Consider the following 21389-nt stretch of genomic DNA (forward strand, 5'->3'; position numbering starts at 1 on the left):
GGAATTATTTTTTAAGAAAAACAATTTACCGGGCATTCACCCGCCAATCCTAGGGAATCCAAGCCTTTCCACGCCATCCGAGTGCGTTAACGAAATCATAATTCACCCCGGGTATCTGAAATTTTATAACATTAGCACGTGACGAAAGTAAATCATAAAATAATTTTATCTTTGCATTCATGAAGGAAGATAATCAGACTATTTTAGACGTTTTCAAAAAAAATAGGGAAAACGGGATGAAAATGTTATTCAAACGTTACTATTCTTCATTAGTCGTTTATGCCCAAGGCAAAATAAAAGACAGGGGAACAGCTGAAGACCTCGTGCAAAATTTTTATTTACGCTTATGGGAAAATGATTATCTAAAATATACCAACCCGACGACATTGGAATCGTATCTTTATTCTTCTATCCGGAATGCTTGTTACACCTATGGACACCAAAAAGATATATTGAGAGACAGTATTGATTACGAGGGGATTGACGTTGCCATCGAGACGGCTGAAACAATAAATCAAAAAATGGTTGAACAGGTGGAGATCGTCATTCAAAAATTACCGAAACAAACTCAAGAGGTCGTGAGGTGTATCTTGATGCGCAACATGAAATACCAAGAAACGGCGAACGAATTAAATATTTCGCTAAACACGGTCAAAACATTATTGAAAAACGGCATGCGTTTTCTAAGAGAGGAATTGAGGAAAAATCAGGAAATGTTGCTTCTATTCATGTTATGGCAAAACACGAATGCTCTACCTGACTCATTGCAAAATAACCTGTTAGCAGATTAAAAATCTATTATTCGAATATTATTTTCATTTTTTTTCAAAAAAAATATTTTTTGATTCACCCGTTTTTACTTTTCCCCAGTCTTCTTTATGAAGCAGGTTCATAAAAATAACATTATGGATATAGAAGATTTGATTTACCGTATTTTAGCAGGAGAAGCGACAGAAGAGGAGCGTGACGAAGTAAAGAAGTGGCTGGCCGAAAACGAGGAACATCGAGCATTGTACAGGGATATCGAGCGGACATGGTACAAATGTGAATATGCCGGATACTGGCAGGAGGAGACAGAAGCTACATGGATGACGTTGAAAACGAAACATCAATCCCGTCAATACAAAAAATGGCTCTGGAGAGGAGGAAGCGTAGCCGCCGCAGTACTTCTCTTATTGGGAATGAGTATATTATTACTTGATGACAAAGAAGAAGAAAAAACAATTGTAGCACAAGTCAAGCAAGCCCCAGATTCCGGAACAGTATTATTGCTTTCTACCGGAGAAAAAATCATATTAGAAGAAAAAACCGACACGATCTGGGTTAACGGTACCGATATTCAAACAAAAGGCAGAACCGTAAGCCGCGGGCAACAGGCGAAAGCTGCAAACTCCGGCGAATTGGTGTACAACGAATTAATCGTACCGATAGGCGGAGCCAATCGGTTATATCTTCCGGACGGTACAATGGTATATCTCAATGCTTCGTCACGTCTGAAATTTCCGATTCAATTTACCGGAGAAAAAAGGGAAGTGATACTAGAGGGGGAAGGATATTTTGAAGTTGCACCTGATACCCATAAACCATTCGTGGTACACACCCCGACAGTGGATGTCAAGGTATTGGGAACCTGTTTCAACATCATGGCATACGCGACCGATCCCCGGACGGAAGTAACCCTGGTTTCAGGGAAAGTAGATGTGAATACAGGGGTATACCGGGAAGTATTACAACCGGCACAGCAATTCGTGCTGGATAATGCCAGCCAACAACACGAGGTGAAAGAGGTAGATGTATCTACCTACATCGGCTGGAAAGAGGGGGTGTTAAATTTCAAGGCCATGCCGTTGGAAGAATTGTGCAAGCGTCTGGGTCGCTGGTATAATATCGGATTCCAATTTACCCGGGAGGACATGAAACACTTGAAGTTCACGGGAGCTGTCAGGAAAGACTATGATATCGGGTATATCCTGACCATGCTAGAGGCAATGACGGACGTGACTTTCAAACAAGAAGGGGATCAAGTTATAGTGAATAAGAAATAATAAAAATATCCCTCGGGGAAATTAATACCGGATGATGTATTGGATCCACGATTCCGGCATCGTTTCTCCCCGGGAACATTGATTAATTAATTACAAATGTATGAAAAAGAAAGATGTTTTATGGCTTATTTCTTTGAAAAATAAGCCGAGAGGAAAATTATTTTGTTTTTCGTTTCTAGTTACGCTGTGCTTGTTTTCGACAAACGTGACGGCCCAGCAAAAAATCACGATGAATTTGGGTAAAACAACTTTAGGTGTTGTTTTGGAAGAAATTCAAAAACAGACGGGTAAAACGGTGTTATTCAACGACGACCGCATCAACTTGAAACACGAAGTAACCGTGAACGTAAAGGACAGCAGCCTGGAAGATCTACTCAGGCAAGTATTGGAAGGAAGCGGTATGACTTTTTGGCTGCTGGATGATAATATCGTGCTCGTACCCAAACCCAAAGAGGCTAAAAAAATTCAGTTTGTCACGATTTCCGGGCTGGTTGTAGACCAAGAGGGTATACCAATACCGGGGGTGACCATCATGGCGAAAGGAACCTCGCAGGGGGCAAGCTCTCGTGTCGACGGGACATTCAGTTTTAACGTCGAGAATAAAGACTCCCTTGTAATATGTGCCTCGTTCGTGGGAATGAAAAAAAAGGAGATTCCTTATACCGGTCAATCCCACTTGAAAATTATTCTCGAAGAAGATGTCGAAAAACTGGAAGAGGTGGTTGTAACCGGTTATCAAACCATATCCAAGGAACGGAGCACGGGAGCTTTTGACGTGGTGAAAAGCGAGATCATCAGCAAATCGCACGCGTCGGATCTATCCACGGCCTTGCAAGGAGCTACCGCCGGATTGCATGGAACGGAAAATGAAGACGGGAGCGTTGACTATACCGTACGAGGCATATCGTCACTTTACGCTAATGTCCAACCCTTGGTAGTGGTCGATGGATTCCCGGTCACCAACGGTTTCAAGGATATTAACCCGAATGACGTGGAGTCGGTGACCGTGTTGAAAGATGCCGCCGCCGCATCCATCTGGGGAGCCCGCGCCGCAAACGGGGTGATCGTGGTGACAACTCGTCAAGGCAAGCATGAAACATTTACCGTGGAAGTAAACGCCATGGTTAATATAGGGCGTAAACTGGATTTATCTACCGCACTGACAACTGCATCCTCGGAAGATCAGGTGTATTACGAACGCCTGGCCATGGAAAAAGGTTGGCTCATGCCCACACCTGATGCATTGCCGAATCTATCCTACCCGACAAGTCTGGCCAAAGAGTATATCTATGACTACATGAACAATCTCATTTCAGAGGATAAAATGAACGCGGGATTAGAGAATTTGGCAAAACAGAATAACCGGAAACAAATCAAAAAATACCTGTTGCAACAACCGATCACGCAACAATATAACGTTAGTATCTCCAATTCGACGAAGCATGCTAGGAATTATTTTTCCGCCATGTACGAAAACGTGAAAGGGAGTCTAATCCGGAATAAGACAGAACGTTGGCGGGTCAATTTCAACACCACCTCTTCCGTTTTCAACTGGCTGGATTTCTCCGCAGGAATAAACGTACATTATTCGAATGCCGATTATAGCGGTCCTACCCTGTCGGAAATCAACTCTCTTTCCCCTTACGAGATGATCGTGAACGAGGATGGCAGTTACGCCACACAACTAATGAAAAATCGAAAACAACTGGAGAAAATAGGAGAAGGAGTCTTGCCGTATGACGACTGGAGTTACAACATTCTACGCGAAGCAAGAGCCCGTGATTACTTGACGGAAACACTGAATACTCGTTTACAGGCAAGCTTGGTGGTAAAATTCTTTCCCGGGGTAAGTTTCGACACGAAGTTTCAGTACGAACTGAATCGCTCGGATCACGATCAGTTGGACTCGGAGGACAGTTATTTTGTCCGGAACACGGTGAACACTTACGTTTCTTACGATCAGACAAACAACGTGGTAAACGCACAATTCATACCCCAAGGGGCTATTTATCGCTCCTCATCGGATAAAATAAAAAATTATACATGGAGAAACCAGTTGAATATCGACCGAGAAATAAGTGACGAACACCAGATCAACGCCATCTTGGGATTTGAACTTTCGCAATTCAAAACAAAAAGTTGTACTGATCCCTATATTTACGGTTTTGATCCCGAAAAGAATATCGCTACCCCTCTTCCTTTCGGGGGATACTCGGGAAACAAAAACGGTCAATCCGTGACAATAACCGATATTTCTGGTAACGGCGTAACAAATTTACAAGGAATGGTTCCCATTTATAATGACTTGAACGAACGTTTTGTTTCCGTTTACGGGAATATCAGCTACACCTATGACCACCGTTTCAGCCTGACGGCTAGCATCCGCAGCGATGCCTCCAACCTGATCACGGACAAGGCTTCTTACCGCTGGGCTCCACTCTGGTCAGTAGGAGGATCGTGGAACCTCCATCGCGAACAATTCATGTATTCCACCGGAGATTGGCTTGACCGTCTGATCGTGCGTTTAACCTACGGGTTCAACGGTAATGTCGAAAAGAGTACTTCCCCCGTAACCCTAGTATCATCCAACCCGGAACCTTCAAAAATAACAAATTTACCCACCACTTCGGTCGTGAACCGAGGCAATCCGAATTTACGCTGGGAGAAAACCTCTACCATAAACGGGGGTATTGATTTTTCATTCTTCTCGAACCGGTTATTCGGAAGTATCGACTGGTACAGCAAACTGGGACGGGATTTAATCGGTGAAGTCCTGTTACCCTCGGTACTGGGAGCAACTTCTCAGAAAATGAATAGCGCGAAAATGTCAAACAAGGGTATCGAAATGGTTTTAGGAACCGACGTGTTCGTCTCTCCAAAAATCAAGTTCACGACAAACATCACGTATGCATACAACAAAAACGAGGTAAAAAAGCTTAATAACAAGATATATAACGCTTCTTTTATCACTAGCGGGGGCTTCGTTGCCCACTATCCCGCACAATCAATATGGGCGGTGAAATACTTGGGTATGGAAGACGGCATCGCTTACGTCGAAGGCACCAACGGACGCAGAGTATCAATGGATAATCATGAACTGATATACAGCGGAAACGCCCTAGAGTATTTACAATACATGGGACCGGCTATTGATCCGCACACGTTGGGTTGGAACCTGAATTTCAGCGGGTACGGATTCAATCTTTCTTTCCTGATATTGGGCAAATTCGGGGGCTTCTTCCGTGCACCCTATTTTAATGATTATATCGACAGTAACGGGAAATATATCGCGAACCGGTTTATCCGCGAGGTGATCAACGGTAGTGACAGGATGCCTTCTTTCCAACCTGCCAACCGGGCACTGAACTCCTACTGGGGCACCAGTGGCGGGTATACCCCGATACTGAATACATTAGTGGAGAGTTCGTCGTCTATCAAATTTAAAGAGATCTCGCTGGAATATAACATGCCCGCCCGGCTGGTGCATAAAATAGGTTTGAAAGGGATGAAACTGTACGGGCAAGTACGAGATCTAGGATGTATATGGACGCGCAATCGTTACGGTTATGATCCGGAATGGCTTCCCGGCACGATGAAACCTTCGACTTCTTTCAAGTTTGGTTTAAACGTCGTTTTGTAAATTAATTTAAAGAAGTTATGAAATCAATTTTTACATACTTGTGTTTATTAGGAGGAGCTTTGTTTTGCAACTCTTGCGAGGATTATTTGTCGGAATTACCGGCCAAAGGAGCGAATCAGCCAGTGAAAAATATAGATCAATTAATCGGTCTGTTGAACAACCCGAAAGTGCACGAATTTGACGCAACCGGTTCTTTCATGACGGACGATACCGGCCTCACTCCGGAATTCTACGATGAAGCTTACACATACTTCAGCGATACCGAGCCGTTCTATTATTACACGTTTGACACGGACAAACTCGCCTCGTTGGCAAGTGATGCGTTATGGACCTCCCTCTACGCGAGCATCTATGATGCCAATCTCATCCTGGAAAATGTTGACGAAGTAGAGGGTACCCCCGATATAAAAGAGCAGATCAAAGCGGAAGCTCATTTCCTGAGAGCCTACTCCTACTGGAGATTGGCCAACCAATACTGTTTGCCTTATTGCGAGAAAAACCTGAGCGAACAAGGATTACCTTTACGCAAAACGACCTACATGGAAGAAGCGATCTCACGCGCTTCCCTGGAAGAGACCTATCGTTTTATCGACAAGGATTTAACAGAAGCGTTGAAAATAAAGATCACAACAACCGATCAACCTTGGCGGGCAAGCCTGCCGACGATCCAGGCTTTTCTATCTCGTTACTACCTGTTCCGAGGCGAATACGAAAAAGCGGTTTCGGCAGCAACCGAAGCGTTGAAAAATTCGGGAAGAGTACAGTTAAAAGATTACAATACAATTTCCGCGGGGATGTCGTTTATACCGGGATTCCTAGAATTCCCGGAGATGGGTAACTACTCGGAAAATCAAGTTGTCATGTGGCAGGAATTTTTCTACGCTAAAACCAGTCTTAACACGAAATTCTGGTATGTACCGAGCGATGAACTGATAGCCTGCTATGACCCGGTCAATGATTTGCGCCGTCGAAAACTGTTTACCTATAATAGCATGCTTCTATTACCGGAAACGGCTAACGGGATTTTTTTAGGATACAATTTTTTCTACTGGCTAACGCCTCAAATTCCCAGCGGCGTAACGATTCAGGAAGTGATGCTGAATAAAGCCGAAGCACTATTACGTCAGGCAAATCCGGACAAGAGCGAAGCCTTGGAATTGTTATATGACTTGCGGAGAAAACGCTATGATGCCACTTCCGGGGACAATGTCATCCGGGTTGAAGCAGCAACAAACGATGAGGCCCTAAGAAAGGTGCTGGAGGAAAGACGCCGGGAGTTGCCTTTTACACACCGCTGGTTTGATATTCGCCGTTTCTCCGTAAACGAAATCGAGTGGGACGACGTGGAGATCACACGTTCGTTTTACGAGATCGTAGACGGAGCCGTGAATAAATCGCGCAAGGCAACTTACATCTTACCCGCAGGCAGTCGGCGTTATGCCATGCCTATCAACGAGAACGACATATCGGCCTCTCACGGAACAATCAAACAAAATGAATTTTAAAAAAGAAACACATGAGAACAATTAGTATATTAATAATCGTGTTTGCCTTTTTCTCTTGCACAGGGCAAACGAACAAGGGATGGACACTGAACGGCAATCTGGAAGACGTGAAAGAAGGATGGGTTTCCGTGAGCGAATTTAATGGAGACTGGACGATCGTGGACAGCACGAGGATTCAGGACGGGAAATTTCAATTCAAGAATGAATCGATAGATGAAATCAAACAATATTACCTACGCTTTAAAGATCCGGATTTCAAAGAAATATACGTGAAAAATATTCTACCGGTATTCGTTGAAAAAGGAACAGTGGAATTTACCGGAAATATTGAAAAGAATAAATTCACCCTATCCGGAACACCCAACAACGAGGCTTTGAACGACTATAACAGGGTATTTCACACGATATCCAACAGTTTATACAATCTTCTGTACGTGGATGATTCCTGGCGAAAAGATACCATACATGGGCCATATATCGCTCAAGGGAAATACATGATGCTGGCTGAAATCATGCCCAAGTTCCGTTACATTTTTGCCGAAAAATACAAGAACCTGGATTTTAGCCTTGCGATTTATCAGGAAATTTGCATGATGGACCCCAACCTGAAACCCAGCAAAGTGGATTCACTGTTAAGCCTAGTTCCGAGCTCTTTACATTCCTCGCCTTTCTACAGGGACCTTAAAATAAAAGCGGAGAAAATACGTACTCTCGGACAAGGTGCTGTCGCCCCGGATTTTCAATTACCGACTCCCGACGGGCAACAAGTAACCTTATCATCCTATCGGGGCAAATATTTACTATTGGTATTTTGGGCGTCTTGGTGTGGACCATGCCGGGAAGAGATCCCTCACCTGATGGATATACACGAGAAATATCATGCCGATGGCTTGGATATTTTGAGCGTGTCGGTAGACAATAAAAAAGAAGCCTGGGAAAAAGCTCTCGCGGAATCAAATATGCCCTGGACACAGGTTTCCGATTTGAAGGGACTGAAAAGTGCCGTGGCAAAACTTTACGGGGTACAAGGTGTACCCGCAGTTTGGTTGATCAATGCGGATGGAAAAATCGTGGCACACAACATTCGTGGAGAGCAATTGGATACGATGCTAAAAGAGATTTTTGGCCACGAATAAACGGAAATACAGAAATGCAGAATGAGGCTCTTTCGAAGCCTCATTCCCATTTCTAACAAATCTAGTTATTTCAAATAACCTTGGTTACTTTTTTCTTCATAATGACATTCACCTCGGGCAACATTACCGGACCGTAAATTGCATCCTTGCTCTCTACCTTCTGACCGTGAACAACCTTAACATCTGTTCCCATTTTCTCTTGTTCTGCTAACGCGCACACGATTCTCTCTGCCTTACAATGGCTCAAACTACGTCCGCCTAAAAATAACGTGAAAGCGGCAATGCAAATTATTATAATATATTTCATCATCTTATTTATACTTTAAAAATTAAACTAACTATTTTCTTTAACTCTTGTTGTTGTCCTTTATCGACAATACAAAAGTACGACACTTCCGGCCGCTGGTAAAATTATTCCCGTTAGATTTTAGTTGTCAGAAGGTTAAATATATGTTAGGTAAAAAAAGGAGAATTATTTTTTAAGAAAAAACAAATCCCCATGCATTCACCCGCCCATCCTGAGAAATCCAAGCCATTCCACGATTACCGAGTGCGTTAACGAAATCATAATTCACCCCGGGAATCTAAAATTTTATAACAAATCGGGATTGATAAATTATCCTTAAAGGGATACATTTTATCGTTTTAAGGACACCATAATTTAATAGAAAAAATTACACCTGTCTTACAGAGTAAATACATCCAAACGCTTGGTATAAACTACATTTTTTAGTGCCTGTTGCCCTACTTTTAGGCCACATCCAGGCGACCTAGCCGCCACTTAGCCGCCACCTAACCGCCACCTAACCGCCATTTTAGTAGGTGATAAGCTTTTTTAACGCTTACAAGAAATCGGTATCCTGGATTATAAAAGGAATTATTAACAGATTATTCCAATACCACGAGACAGTTTATCCCTTATTCATCTCCTGTTTATCTCCCGTTTTACACCTTCCGTCCCCGGTGAAATACATATTACATTTTACCACAACAAAACAGCGTGTAGCAAATGCCGATTCTAGCCATTCGCTACACGCTGTAATATCTATCCTCGCACCGTGTTTATTTACACGGGCATCTGTTATCGTACTTCCGAACCCGGTTTCACTTCCTTGTCAGGAGTCACGAAAGAGAGAGAACCATCGGCATTCTCGGCCATCAGGATCATTCCCTGTGACACGATACCTTTCAGGGGTTTCGGTTCGAGGTTTACCAACACGCTGACCTGACGTCCGATCACCTCTTCCGGCGTGTAATGCTCGGCGATACCCGAAACAATGGTACGCTCGTCAATACCTGTATCAACGGTCAGTTTCATTAATTTTTTCGTTTTAGCCACTTTCTCGGCAGCAATGATCTTACCCACGCGAATATCCATTTTCATGAAATCCTCGTACTGGATATTCTCCTTGGCGGGAGCGGCTTTCACGGACGCAAGCTCGTTCGCTTTCTTGGTTGCCAGTAATTTATCAACCTGTGCTTGTATCGTGGCATCCTCGATCTTCTCGAACAACAAGCCGGCTTCACCCAATTCATGCCCGGCAGCAATCACGTGGTCACCCAATTTCGCCCAGTCGATCACGTCAATATTCATAAATTCACGTAATTTTTGGGAAGAGAAGGGCATGAACGGTTCCATTAACGTGGAAAGATTCGCGGAAATCTGCAAACAGATATTCAGTATCGTCTTCACCCGTCCCTCGTCGGTCTTGATCACTTTCCAAGGTTCGGTATCAGCCAAATATTTATTCCCCAAACGAGCCAGATTCATGGCCTCTTTCAAAGCATCTCGGAAATGGAAAGTATCCAAGCTTTTCTCTACCCGCTCGACAATCTGTGGGATTTCAGCCAAAACTTCCTTGTCGTAATCGGTCAATTCACCTCGTTCCGGTACCCGGTTGGCAAAATATTTTTGCGTCAACACCAATGTACGGTTGATGAAATTGCCATATATAGCCACCAATTCACTATTATTGCGGGTCTGGAAATCTTTCCAAGTAAAATCATTATCCTTGGTTTCTGGAGCGTTTGCCGTCAACACGTAGCGTAATACGTCCTGTTTACCGGGGAATTCCACCAAATACTCGTGCAACCATACCGCCCAATTGCGGGAAGTGGAAATTTTATCCCCTTCGAGGTTCAAGAATTCGTTCGCTGGCACGTTGTCCGGAACGATATACGATCCCTCGGCTTTCAACATGGCCGGGAAGATGATGCAATGGAACACGATATTGTCTTTCCCAATAAAGTGAATCATCCGGGTTTCGGGATCTTTCCAGTATTTTTCCCACTCGGGGGTCAGGTCCTTGGTCGCGGAGATATACCCGATAGGGGCATCGAACCAGACGTAAAGTACTTTCCCCTCGGCTCCCTCGATCGGCACGGGTACCCCCCAATCCAGATCACGAGTCACCGCGCGGGGCTGCAACCCGTTGTCCAACCACGATTTACATTGCCCATAAACGTTCGGTTTCCATTCTTTATGTTCTTCCAGGATCCATTCCTTCAACCAGCCTTCGTACTGATCCAACGGCAGATACCAGTGTTTTGTCTCTTTCAGTTCCGGTTTGTTACCCGTGATAGCCGATACCGGATTGATCAGGTCGGTAGCGTTCAAACTCGTACCACAAGCCTCGCACTGATCCCCGTATGCCCGTTCGTTCCCGCAATGAGGACACGTACCGATGATATAACGGTCAGCAAGGAACTGCCCGGCTTTCTCGTCATAAAACTGCATCGAGGTTTTCTCGATAAATTTCCCCGCATCATACAATTTTTTGAAGAAAGCGGAAGATAATTCATGATGCGTCTTCGAGCTTGTCCGGGAATAGATATCAAACGAAATTCCCAGTTCCTCGAAAGAATCCTTGATAATCTTGTGATAACGATCGACAATATCTTGCGGGGTCACACCCTCTTTTTGCGCCTTAATCGTGATCGGCACCCCGTGTTCATCCGATCCCCCGATAAATGCCACATCCTCACCCTTTTTTCTCAGATATCTCACGTAAATATCGGCAGGCACGTAAACACCCGCCAAATGACCGATATGCACGGGTCCATTCGCGTAAGGCAAAGCCGTGGTAATCAAATTTCTCTTGAACTTACTCATATATCCAGTTTATAAACTTTATCAACTTTATGAATTACAGGGTGCAAAGTTAGAAAAATATTAACGATCTCCATTTTCAAAATCCCAAATTATTACATTTTCAAATTAAAACGTTACCTTCGTACAATAATAAAAAACTTCGCTGTTATGTTACGACCGATATACCTGCAACCGGGAGATAAAGTGGCATTGATCTCTCCCTCAGGCATTGCAACAAAAGAACAACTGGACGCAGCCTGTTCGCTCCTGACCTCGTGGGAGCTTGAACCCGTCCCCGGGCAACATGTTCTTTCCGAGCACGGGAGACTGGCCGGCACGGATGAAGAACGACTGCAAGATTTACAAACAGCTTTGGACGCCGAGGACACCCGGGCGATCTGGTGCATGGCAGGAGACTACGGCATGTTGCGCATCGTGGAAGAGGCGGATTATTCCAAGTTTCAAGGAAACCCCAAATGGGTGATCGGCATGAATGACATCACGGTGTTGCACTCCAAACTCCATTCACTCGGTATCGAGAGTTTACACGCGTTCATGCCCTCCGGCTCCCCGCGTTTCACTCCGGAAGTTGCCAGTCAGTTACGGAATTTCCTTTTCGGCATTATCTCCTCGTATGCCGTTCCCGCACACCCGTACAATCGCCCGGGAATAGCGGAAGCGGAAATGATCGGGGGTATGCTCCAATGGGTTCACAACTTGCATGACACTTGTATCGAACGTAATACCCGCGGGACGATTCTTTTCATCGAGGACCCGTCTAACGACTTGTACGAGATCGACAAGAGCGTGAAATGCATGAAATACGCCGGAAAATTCCAACACCTGGCGGGATTGATCGTCGGGGAATTCGGACAGGATGCCGCCCCGGAATTCAAAGAGGAAGTGTACAGCTTGATCCACAACGCCGTGGAAGATTACACGTATCCCGTGTGCTTCGGGCTTCCGGCCGGACACGTGCGGAATAATTTTCCCCTGATCCTAGGCGCAAACGTGGAACTGGTGGTTCATACCAAGGGAGCGGAACTACGATTCCCGTGATCACGTACAAGTCATGAATAAAACGTTATTGGTAATACTATTTTTAATACAAACTTCAATGAACAACCTTGTTTATCCGGCCAAGCTGGACACACTATACCAGGCAATTGATCATCGCCAGTCACAAAACGGGCAACCGTTAATCGGCATCTCCGCCAACTTTGAAAACGGGAATTCCTGTATCGAACACTCTTACGTGATCTCGATCCTGCAAGCGGGAGCCATTCCCGTGTTACTCCCCGTACATAATGATATCGAAACTCTTCGGAATACCGTAGAGCAACTTGACGGACTGATGCTTACCGGAGGCGGGGATATCAATCCCCTGTACGGGAATGAAGAACCTCTTCCCCCACTCGGAGGTATTGATGCCGCTCGGGATCAATTCGACTTCACGCTGGTCAAACTGGCTGCCGATCGACAAATTCCCATTTTCGGAATCTGCCGTGGACACCAGATTATTAACATGGCTTTCGGGGGAACCAATTATCAGGATATTTATTCCCAGAACGAACAACAATTGCTGAAACACAGTCAATCCATCAGTCGGGAATACGGTTCTCACACGGTGAACGTGGAAAAAAACACCGTGCTTCACTCCGTACTTGGCACGGATTCCCTGATCGTGAATTCCTTCCACCACCAGGCGATCAAGGAAGTAGCTCCCGGATTCCGGGTAAGCGCCACTTCTCCCGACGGGATCGTGGAAGCCATGGAAGGTATGCCCGGCCACCGCATATTCAGCGTGCAATGGCACCCGGAGAAAATGGCTGTGCGCCCCGACGAACAGATGATGAAGCTATTCCATTATTTTGTCGACGAGGCCGCCCTGTTCAAGAAAGCGAAGGAAATTCACCGCTATAGCCTGATCATAGATTCCCATTGCGACACACCGATGAAATTCACCGAAGGCTTCAATTTCGGACAACGCCACGAGGATGTCAAGGTCGATCTCCCGAAGATGCAGGAAGGACGGGAAGATGCCGTTTTCATGGTCGCCTATCTTCACCAAGAAGCCCGGGATGAAGCATCTTCACAAGCCGCAACACAAAAGGCCGTGGATATTCTATTCCAGATCACGGAACAAGTTAAACTCAACGGATCACAGGTCGGGATTGCTTACAACGCGGATGATCTGATATACCTGAAAAATGCCGGAAAAAAGGCGATCTTTCTCGCTATCGAGAACGGTTACGCCATAGGTAAAGACCTCGGGAATCTCTCCATGTTTAAAGATATAGGGATCAACTACATCACCTTATGTCACAACGGTAGTAACGACATCTGCGATTCGGCTAAAGGAGAAGCCGAACATGACGGATTAAGTCCTTTCGGCCGGGAAGTCGTGAAAGAAATGAACCGTCTGGGGATTGTTATCGACATATCGCATGCCAGCGAAAAAACGGTACAGGATGTGCTGGAACTTAGCAACGCACCGATTATAGCCTCGCACTCTTCCGCTCGGGCTCTATGTGATCACCCGAGAAATCTCACGGACCAACAGATCCAAGCCATCGCGGCCAAGGGGGGAGTCGTGCAAGTCTGTCTCTACAACTGGTTCCTCAGTAAACAACCTAACCCGACGATCCTGGACGCCGTGGCTCACATCAACCATATCGTGCAACTTGTCGGCATTGACCACGTGGGGATAGGCACCGACTTTGACGGTGACGACACCGAAAAACTAATCGGTTGCCGGGCTGCCAACGAGGTGATTAACCTCACGGTCGAACTTCTCCGGCAAGGCTACACGGCAGAGGAGTTGCACAAACTATGGGGAGATAATTTGTTGAGGGTATTGAACACGGTGCAAAACGCTTAATATTTTAATCCTCCAGCTTTTCCCATTTCACGGCATCAGCAACCACAGCAATAAAGTCCCGTCCCAACTCATCATAATCAGAGAGGGTGACGGAGACTTCTCCCTCGGGGAGATCGAATTCCCCTAGAGAGACCCATCCCACCCACTGTCTAGGCTGAAAGAATCGGTCCAAATCAACACTGATCTGTTCCTTACCATTTACAGATTCTACAGTGTAATGATAAATCACACCATTCTGCACCCCGAGTTGCCTTAGTCCATCAATATTATACCTTGATACTCTCGCTAATACCCGGTATTTCCCTCCCATTTTCAATTCAGTACGCCAAGTTGCCGTGTAATCCCCTTTACCAAAACCTTTAAAATAACCACTACGCACAGAATCTCCATAATAAAAAATATCAACGGAAGGAGTCCAACGTGATGGGGTCGATCCCATAATAGCCCTAGGTTTAAGCGGTTTTTCAAACCACTTCTGGAACCATGTACGATTAGCATCCTTTATACTAAATCCCTCATCTTTGTCATCCACGATTATTTCTCCATCAGCCAAGTCGAACTCGGAAGGATCTATATCCCGCCATATACAATCTACCGCTTCCATTCCCTTGATTTCTTCCTCATGCCGAATCACATCAAAATTAAACAATCGAGGTTCGTTAGCCGAAAGTCCGGTATAAAACGCACTACTCGCAAAATTCTTTATTACTTCAACGACCAAATAAAACGATTTAGCCTCTCCCGGTTCTAAATAACACGAGTAATGTTTCAGAACTTCTTCTTCTCCCAATACTCCCCTGAAATTTACAGAAACCACCCCTCCCGTTTTTCCCTTATTCATCACCTTGCCTTTTAATTCAATCCATTCCGTAGGATTAAAAAAATCCTCCATCTTATGTATTTCTACTATTCCTGCCGGATAATGATTCTCGCACAAATCCTTTACTTTAAAAAACTGACGATGTTCCGTATACAACCAATCATCTAATATTTCTTTTAAACACAACTCTTTCCCCAAATATGAGCTCATTTCCTGCTCAAAAACATCCATACTAACCAATCCTTGCAAAGGATGTAAAACATCGGTTAAAGCAACAAAAAAAGTATCCAAGGGGATTCTTTCAGAGATTCGATCAACCAATTCCAGTTCTTTCAATAAATAAGAATTATAAAGAATATCTTGACGCATTCGATTATCCCGAAAAAGTGCATACAGACTTTTTCCCGACAAACACTCATAAGGTAATCTACTATCCCTACGGTGCTGTTCCATCGGAGGAAAATAAGAAACCGATTCTATATACTGTCCCCTGTTTAACGCTACTCGGTCAAACAAATACCCCACGAACGGGTACTCCTCCGATTGAATCCAGACTCCGGACTCTTCCAATAATCCAAAAACTCGAAAAGGATTCAATCGCCTAGAAGCGTAAGGAGAGGTTACAGATCGCCCCATCCCTAACAGAGGATGGAGATTAAACGATATTTTGTAAGGAGAATTAAAACATCCCATTAAACAATCAAATATATATTCAGACTTAGCCATCTTGCGTGTTTCGTCTTTAAATCCGTTCGCCACTAAACCGAACCCTTTTTCTTGAAGAAACACCATACCCGGCTCTACCATTCCTGTTAATATCTTCCCTTGCCATGCATCTGTGGTAAACGAGAGAGGTACTTCCATAAAGAACAGTGTTCGAGTATCTTTTTCGTACCAATCCCGATCTGTCCAACCATAAGGCTTGTTCGGGTAAATCCATCTTGACAAATAAGCATGAATACCGTTTCCACGAACGCCTCCCACTTCCCGAAGCGGATTCCCACGAGTTTTAAACGTGTAAAAACGCATATTCAAGTCCGGTATCCGTTGTTCATGTAATTCGTAATTTCCTCCACATAATGATATGCCGGATAAAGGATTAGAAGGTTTAAAAAAACAAGAGTCTTTCCGGCGTTCAGCTTTTCCCTGCGAACACAAAACCTTTTGTCCAGCGTGAAGTACGGTCAACTGAAAGCGAGTAAAATCCCGTCCCGTGTAAGCAGGTATCTCAGGATTTACAGGGGGAATTGCCACGGGATACCAAGCACAAGCCGGGGTCAGCAATATATAATCATCCCCCACGAAAGCACTTCGCCGTCCGGTAGGGAAAAAATAATTTCCCTGAAAAGAATCCTCGTAGATACTGTCACTTAAATGCAAATCCGAGAACCGTTCATCAATCCGACCACGATATCGCACCTGTAAACGCACTGAATCTTTTTCTCCTAAAGCGTAATCTATTTCAACGACCTGACCTGCACGATGAAAAGGGATCTCTTTCCCTGCCACCAATAATGTCTCTATGTGCAATCCCGGGTTTAAAAACAAAATCAATTTATCTAAAACTTTGCAATTGGGATTGTATAGTGTCAAATCACTACAAGAGGAAAGTATATCCCCTGTTTGTTGCAATACAATTTCATGCCGAGAGACCCGAGAACATGTTTCACTCCAATAATGGCGAAAGCTATCCCGATAAACAGAACGTATTTCCCGAACCGATAAATAACTCTTTTCTATCGCATACATACTGACAAATGCCGACAAGATCAATAAAAATCCCACCAAAGAATAAACTTTCACCCGGGAAGAGGAATTGGGGATTCGTCTCATTCCCCAGACACTTAACAACAAACACCCAAAACCTAACAAAAAATAACAACTGCGATGCAACAAGTAGTTACTCAATCCCACATGTCCCGTTACATCCGAGAATAAATTAGGTAAACCACCCCCTAAAAAATCAAAAGTCCCGTGCCATTTGTAAGGTAACCAGACTATAGACAAGACCCATAATCCCAATAAAAAAATCAGAACAAAAAAACGACAGCGGATCAGTCGTGCCAAACACAAGCTCAATCCCGTCATAAACAGAAAAGAAGGAATACTTAAAGTCAACACATAAAACAAATAAAACCCGAATCTATACGGGGCGACACATCCCATATGTACAAAAAGGAGACACGACAATATTACAACAATATTCACAGATACAAACAATACCAGATTTCCCAATATCTTACTCCACGTATATATCATATTACCCAATGGACGAACAAAGATACATTCCATTTCCCCCCTCACTTGTTCTCGACGAGGGAAATCCGTCATCATCAATATAACGAACAACGATTGTACCACACTAAACAAGTAAGCGTTCATCAACGGTACGGAACAAGGCAGGGCACTTGCCTCCCAACTAGTATTATAATTTTGCCAGTATACATGACATAGCGTGATTCCCACCAAGGAAACGACAACAAATAATTGAAATTCCCAACGCCGACTTTGTTGTTTCACCTCATAAAGGGTAACACACGCTATATCATGAAAACACATAATAAATATTTTTATCCTATTAACAAATCGAATAATCTTTCCTTGAATAAAAAACGAAGTTCTCTAAATACTTCCAATTACACGCAATCTCCTCATTTAAATACACAAATGCCTCCGCACTTCTTACAATTAAATTAATAATCCACATTTCTATACGCCCATCCAACCGTTGTATACAAAACCGATAAGGACCTGCTTGTTCCCTCTGAACATCTATCAGTACATACCTACCAATTGTTGTAAGATCCGTTATTCCTAATAATGGATCTTCTACCCAGACTTTTACAATTTTATCTTCTCCACTTCCATCCCAAAAAATACCTACAAGATCAAAACTAACCGTTTCTCCTTCTGTAGCATATATAGCAGATGATTGGGCCATAGACATGGAGATATTTCCCACAAACAATAACAAAAAAAATCCAACAATAGTCAACACCTTTTTCATGATCGTAAAATTTAAATTAGTAAATAAAATAACAAACCCCGATATTATTTTACAATAATAAATAATAAATAGAACAAAAGCAACTCTATTTTATCATATTTTTATAAAATAAAAGTAGGTCTATTTTTTGTTTTACAGAATAACAAAATTCTCTCTTTTAATTACAAATTCTTATCTTTGCTCTTTAATAATTTCTTTCACTAATAAAAAATGAATTTTGAGGTAATTCACAATATACTAGCTTCTCATTTACCTGGAAGACAAGCTCATCTACGCATGTCCCCTTCGCCCGTTCTACTTGAAAATCAAAATATTCACAACCACCTTCCTGTCAAAAGTGCAGTTATGATGCTCCTTATCCCTTACCAAGAGGGGATTGCTATTCCTTTCATCAAGCGAACAAATGTGGGGAAATACCACGGGGGACAAATCGCTCTGCCAGGAGGAAAGATGGAAACAAGCGATAAAGACAGCCGGGAAACTGCTTTACGGGAATGCAACGAAGAAATTGGAGTATCACCCGATAAAGTAACCATTTTAGGGAGGCTAAGTGATGTATACATTCCATTAAGTAACTTTAATATAACTCCTTTTGTTGGAACTATCCCGGAAATACCTAATTTTGTACTCTCAAAAAATGAGGTCGAGAAAGTGATTATCATCCCGTTAAACGATTTGCTTGACAACCGGAATAAGACGAGTCAAACATTATACAGGCTGGATCAGAAAATCGTAGCCCCGGGTTACAAGATCGGGGACAATTTCATCTGGGGAGCCACGGCCATGATGATCGCGGAATTGGAAGCATTGATTAAAAACGAGTTATAACGATTGATCGGAATGAAGAACAGATTCTGGATACATACTCTTCTCCTGCTACTTGCCTGCACGGCCTGTAATTTTTCCTCAACGCGGGAAAAGTACAAAATGCTAGCCGATGAAGTATGGGAACGGGATAGTAATTACAGATTCGAGTTCGACATCACGCAACCCGGTCGTTACCTCATGAGTACCTGCGTCCGCCACACGACCGACTACAAACAACGAAATATCAGTTGTTACCTGACGATTTCTTACCGGGGTTCGGAGTTAAACTCCATTAACACGGATGTCCTCATGGCCGATGAAAACGGGCAATGGATCGGGCAAGGACTTGGAGGACTGAAAACTGTCGTCCAGCCAATCAAGGAGATATTCCATTTCGATTCCACGGGCATTTACACCGTGGAAGTCAGGCACCGGATGAAAGATAAACAACTGAAAGGTATTAAGAACATTGGAATAAAAATAACACATGGCGAAAAATAAACTGGCAAAGTTTGCCGAAATGAAAATATTGACAAACGTTTTTCAACCCACCCACGAGGAGGTATTCCGCACGGATTACAAGCTCAAAGGGAAATGGGGAGAACAGGTTTTCGGCAACCATCACCCGATCGTTCTAGAGGTAGGATGTGGAAAAGGCGAGTACTCCGTGGGCCTGGGAGAACTCTACCCGGAAAAGAACTTTATCGGGCTTGACATCAAAGGTGCCCGTATGTGGACAGGTGCAAAAGCGGCCTTGGAAAAAGGAATGCAAAACGTGATATTCCTACGCACTCATGCCGAGGTATTGGAGTCGATTTTCGCTCCCGGAGAGATTTCCGAGATTTGGATCACGTTCCCCGACCCGCAAATGGCAAAAGCCCGCAAACGCCTCACGGGAACCCGCTTCCTTTCCCTCTACAAAAAATTAATGAAAGAGAACGGGCTTATTCACTTGAAAACGGACAGTCCTTTTCTTTACCAATACACGGCCGAGTTGATTAAACGAAACCAACTCCCGGTAAATGTAAACACGGACGATCTTTACGGTTCGGGAATAGAAGACAAGATTCTAGGTATCAAAACATTCTACGAACAACAATGGTTGTCCCGCGGAAAAACGATCAAGTACCTGCAATTTTCCCTTGCCGGATCAGACCAACTCGTAGAACCCGACATCGACATCGAGAAGGATGATTATCACAGCGAAGCACGTTTCATGGCGAAACAATTGAAAATTGAAAATGAAAAGCGGCATGGACTTGAACGATAAGGAACAACTTGCAACTTGCAAACCTGTAACCTGTAACTCGCCGAAGGCGAATCCCCGGGTATTAATGGCCATGAGCGGTGGCATCGACAGTACGGTAGCAGCCATGTTACTACAAGATCAGGGGTACGAATTGGTTGGGGTCACTTACCGGGTGTATGACCAGATCTCGCAGGCCTGCATGGAGAAAGAGAAGGGATGTTGCAGCGTGAACGCCATTTTCGAGGCAAAGCACATGGCCCAACAAATGGGATTCGAACACCATATCCTTGATATACGCCAAGATTTTAAAGATTTAGTGATTCGGAATTTCATCGACGAATACTTGCAAGGACACACGCCCAATCCTTGTGTACTTTGCAATTCCACCATCAAATGGGGAAAATTGATCGAAATGGCAGACGAACTGGGATGTGATTACATCGCCACCGGGCATTACGCCCGTATCGGTCAACAAGACGGACGCTATTTCTTGCGCAAGGGAGTAGACGAGACCAAAGACCAGACTTATTTCCTGTGGACTTTAACACAAGAAAACTTGGCCCGGACCCTATTCCCCCTGGGAGAATTGACAAAAAACGAAGTCAGGCAAATCGCCCTCGCCAAAGGGCACGAGAAGTTATCCAAGAAAACCGAAAGTCAGGAAATATGTTTTATCCCCGATAACGACTATCGTACCTTCTTAGCCGAAAACGTGGAGAATTTCGCCACGACATACGGTCCCGGTCTATTCGTCGACACATCCGGCAAGCGCTTGGGCGAACACCGGGGTTTTCCGAATTACACGATCGGGCAACGCAAAGGATTAGGAATTGCCCTCGGACATCCCATGTTCGTGGTAGCCATCGACCCGACAAAGAACGAGGTCGTGCTGGGAACCCGCGAAGAACTGACAGGCTCGATGTTCCGGGCAAAAGATATCAACTTAATGAAATACGCCACCCTACCCGACGGCTTCGAAGTTAACGCCAAAATCCGTTATCGTAACCGGGGTGCGCAAGCCTCCGTCTATCACGAAGGCGACCTGTTGCGAGTAGAATTCCACGAGGGCATGGATTCAATCACCCCGGGCCAAAGTGCCGTTCTTTACGAAGGTTCAGATGTTGTAGGAGGAGGAATTATCATTTAGCTTATAGCAACCATATTTTAAATATCACCCTTTTCCCTATCATCATCCGGAAATTTAACAA

General features: G+C 44.1%; 15 protein-coding genes. 11 read left to right on the forward strand and 4 right to left on the reverse strand.

What is annotated here, in order from left to right:
• The first annotated feature begins 236 nt into the window (after window positions 1-236).
• The 5 genes from DWW52_RS06615 (at window position 237) to DWW52_RS06635 (ending at window position 8326) form a co-directional block, all read left to right on the forward strand.
• Window positions 237-791, forward strand: coding sequence for a sigma-70 family RNA polymerase sigma factor (locus DWW52_RS06615; protein ID WP_158582511.1), 555 nt, complete (start codon window positions 237-239; stop codon window positions 789-791).
• Between the two features lie 114 nt (window positions 792-905).
• Window positions 906-2045, forward strand: coding sequence for a FecR domain-containing protein (locus DWW52_RS06620; protein ID WP_158582512.1), 1140 nt, complete (start codon window positions 906-908; stop codon window positions 2043-2045).
• A 100-nt stretch (window positions 2046-2145) separates the two neighbouring features.
• On the forward strand, window positions 2146-5685 hold the full coding sequence (locus tag DWW52_RS06625) for a SusC/RagA family TonB-linked outer membrane protein (protein WP_118714677.1): 3540 nt from the start codon (window positions 2146-2148) through the stop codon (window positions 5683-5685).
• Between the two features lie 17 nt (window positions 5686-5702).
• Window positions 5703-7190 (forward strand): RagB/SusD family nutrient uptake outer membrane protein, encoded by a 1488-nt coding sequence (locus DWW52_RS06630; RefSeq protein ID WP_118714678.1) that lies wholly within the window; start codon window positions 5703-5705, stop codon window positions 7188-7190.
• 11 nt (window positions 7191-7201) lie between these two features.
• On the forward strand, window positions 7202-8326 hold the full coding sequence (locus tag DWW52_RS06635) for a TlpA disulfide reductase family protein (RefSeq protein WP_118714679.1): 1125 nt from the start codon (window positions 7202-7204) through the stop codon (window positions 8324-8326).
• A 70-nt stretch (window positions 8327-8396) separates the two neighbouring features.
• Here DWW52_RS06635 and DWW52_RS06640 read toward each other — a convergent pair whose 3' ends face one another.
• Together DWW52_RS06640 and metG are read right to left on the reverse strand one after the other, a co-directional pair.
• Window positions 8397-8636 (reverse strand): hypothetical protein, encoded by a 240-nt coding sequence (locus DWW52_RS06640; protein WP_118714680.1) that lies wholly within the window; start codon window positions 8634-8636, stop codon window positions 8397-8399.
• A gap of 771 nt (window positions 8637-9407) precedes the next feature.
• On the reverse strand, window positions 9408-11438 hold the full coding sequence (gene metG / locus DWW52_RS06645; protein WP_118714681.1) for a methionine--tRNA ligase: 2031 nt from the start codon (window positions 11436-11438) through the stop codon (window positions 9408-9410).
• A gap of 147 nt (window positions 11439-11585) precedes the next feature.
• On the opposite strand from metG, the gene DWW52_RS06650 reads away from it, so the two are divergent.
• Both DWW52_RS06650 and DWW52_RS06655 read left to right on the forward strand, forming a co-directional pair.
• Window positions 11586-12476 (forward strand): LD-carboxypeptidase, encoded by an 891-nt coding sequence (locus tag DWW52_RS06650; protein ID WP_118714682.1) that lies wholly within the window; start codon window positions 11586-11588, stop codon window positions 12474-12476.
• A gap of 58 nt (window positions 12477-12534) precedes the next feature.
• Window positions 12535-14298 (forward strand): gamma-glutamyl-gamma-aminobutyrate hydrolase family protein, encoded by a 1764-nt coding sequence (locus DWW52_RS06655; RefSeq protein WP_199691963.1) that lies wholly within the window; start codon window positions 12535-12537, stop codon window positions 14296-14298.
• Between the two features lie 4 nt (window positions 14299-14302).
• Here DWW52_RS06655 and DWW52_RS06660 read toward each other — a convergent pair whose 3' ends face one another.
• Both DWW52_RS06660 and DWW52_RS06665 read right to left on the reverse strand, forming a co-directional pair.
• On the reverse strand, window positions 14303-17677 hold the full coding sequence (locus DWW52_RS06660; protein ID WP_118714684.1) for a hypothetical protein: 3375 nt from the start codon (window positions 17675-17677) through the stop codon (window positions 14303-14305).
• A 19-nt stretch (window positions 17678-17696) separates the two neighbouring features.
• Window positions 17697-18125: a hypothetical protein gene (locus DWW52_RS06665; protein ID WP_118714685.1), complete on the reverse strand. Its 429-nt coding sequence runs from the start codon at window positions 18123-18125 to the stop codon at window positions 17697-17699.
• Between the two features lie 345 nt (window positions 18126-18470).
• Here DWW52_RS06665 and DWW52_RS06670 point away from each other — a divergent pair, with 345 nt between their 5' ends.
• From DWW52_RS06670 to mnmA, 4 genes are read left to right on the forward strand one after another with little or no spacing between them, the layout of a single operon-like run.
• Window positions 18471-18953 carry a CoA pyrophosphatase gene (locus DWW52_RS06670; RefSeq protein ID WP_233556740.1) on the forward strand — a complete coding sequence of 161 codons (483 nt, stop codon included), beginning with the start codon at window positions 18471-18473 and terminating at the stop codon, window positions 18951-18953.
• Between the two features lie 12 nt (window positions 18954-18965).
• The gene (locus tag DWW52_RS06675; RefSeq protein ID WP_118714687.1) at window positions 18966-19433 is read left to right on the forward strand and encodes a gliding motility lipoprotein GldH; all 468 of its coding nucleotides are present in this window, start codon (window positions 18966-18968) and stop codon (window positions 19431-19433) included.
• The gene (gene trmB, locus DWW52_RS06680; protein WP_118714688.1) at window positions 19420-20202 is read left to right on the forward strand and encodes a tRNA (guanosine(46)-N7)-methyltransferase TrmB; all 783 of its coding nucleotides are present in this window, start codon (window positions 19420-19422) and stop codon (window positions 20200-20202) included. Before DWW52_RS06675 ends, trmB begins: the two co-directional genes overlap by 14 nt.
• Window positions 20186-21328, forward strand: a complete 1143-nt coding sequence (gene mnmA / locus DWW52_RS06685) for a tRNA 2-thiouridine(34) synthase MnmA (RefSeq protein ID WP_233556742.1) — start codon at window positions 20186-20188, stop codon at window positions 21326-21328. The genes trmB and mnmA overlap by 17 nt, the downstream gene beginning before the upstream one ends.
• Window positions 21329-21389: the final 61 nt, after the last annotated feature.

It is taken from the genome of Odoribacter sp. AF15-53 (assembly GCF_003479425.1).
In the GTDB taxonomy this organism is placed as follows: Bacteria; Bacteroidota; Bacteroidia; order Bacteroidales; family Marinifilaceae; genus Butyricimonas.

Bases quoted from the DNA above. Each gene is read 5' to 3' on its own strand.
- DWW52_RS06615 (WP_158582511.1), top strand. From the start codon at position 237: ATGAAAATGTTATTCAAACGTTACTATTCTTCATTAGTCGTTTATGCC.
- DWW52_RS06620 (WP_158582512.1), top strand. From the start codon at position 906: ATGGATATAGAAGATTTGATTTACCGTATTTTAGCAGGAGAAGCGACA.
- DWW52_RS06625 (WP_118714677.1), top strand. From the start codon at position 2,146: ATGAAAAAGAAAGATGTTTTATGGCTTATTTCTTTGAAAAATAAGCCG.
- DWW52_RS06630 (WP_118714678.1), top strand. From the start codon at position 5,703: ATGAAATCAATTTTTACATACTTGTGTTTATTAGGAGGAGCTTTGTTT.
- DWW52_RS06635 (WP_118714679.1), top strand. From the start codon at position 7,202: ATGAGAACAATTAGTATATTAATAATCGTGTTTGCCTTTTTCTCTTGC.
- DWW52_RS06640 (WP_118714680.1), bottom strand. From the start codon at position 8,636: ATGATGAAATATATTATAATAATTTGCATTGCCGCTTTCACGTTATTT.
- metG (WP_118714681.1), bottom strand. From the start codon at position 11,438: ATGAGTAAGTTCAAGAGAAATTTGATTACCACGGCTTTGCCTTACGCG.
- DWW52_RS06650 (WP_118714682.1), top strand. From the start codon at position 11,586: ATGTTACGACCGATATACCTGCAACCGGGAGATAAAGTGGCATTGATC.
- DWW52_RS06655 (WP_199691963.1), top strand. From the start codon at position 12,535: ATGAACAACCTTGTTTATCCGGCCAAGCTGGACACACTATACCAGGCA.
- DWW52_RS06660 (WP_118714684.1), bottom strand. From the start codon at position 17,677: ATGTGTTTTCATGATATAGCGTGTGTTACCCTTTATGAGGTGAAACAA.
- DWW52_RS06665 (WP_118714685.1), bottom strand. From the start codon at position 18,125: ATGAAAAAGGTGTTGACTATTGTTGGATTTTTTTTGTTATTGTTTGTG.
- DWW52_RS06670 (WP_233556740.1), top strand. From the start codon at position 18,471: ATGATGCTCCTTATCCCTTACCAAGAGGGGATTGCTATTCCTTTCATC.
- DWW52_RS06675 (WP_118714687.1), top strand. From the start codon at position 18,966: ATGAAGAACAGATTCTGGATACATACTCTTCTCCTGCTACTTGCCTGC.
- trmB (WP_118714688.1), top strand. From the start codon at position 19,420: ATGGCGAAAAATAAACTGGCAAAGTTTGCCGAAATGAAAATATTGACA.
- mnmA (WP_233556742.1), top strand. From the start codon at position 20,186: ATGGACTTGAACGATAAGGAACAACTTGCAACTTGCAAACCTGTAACC.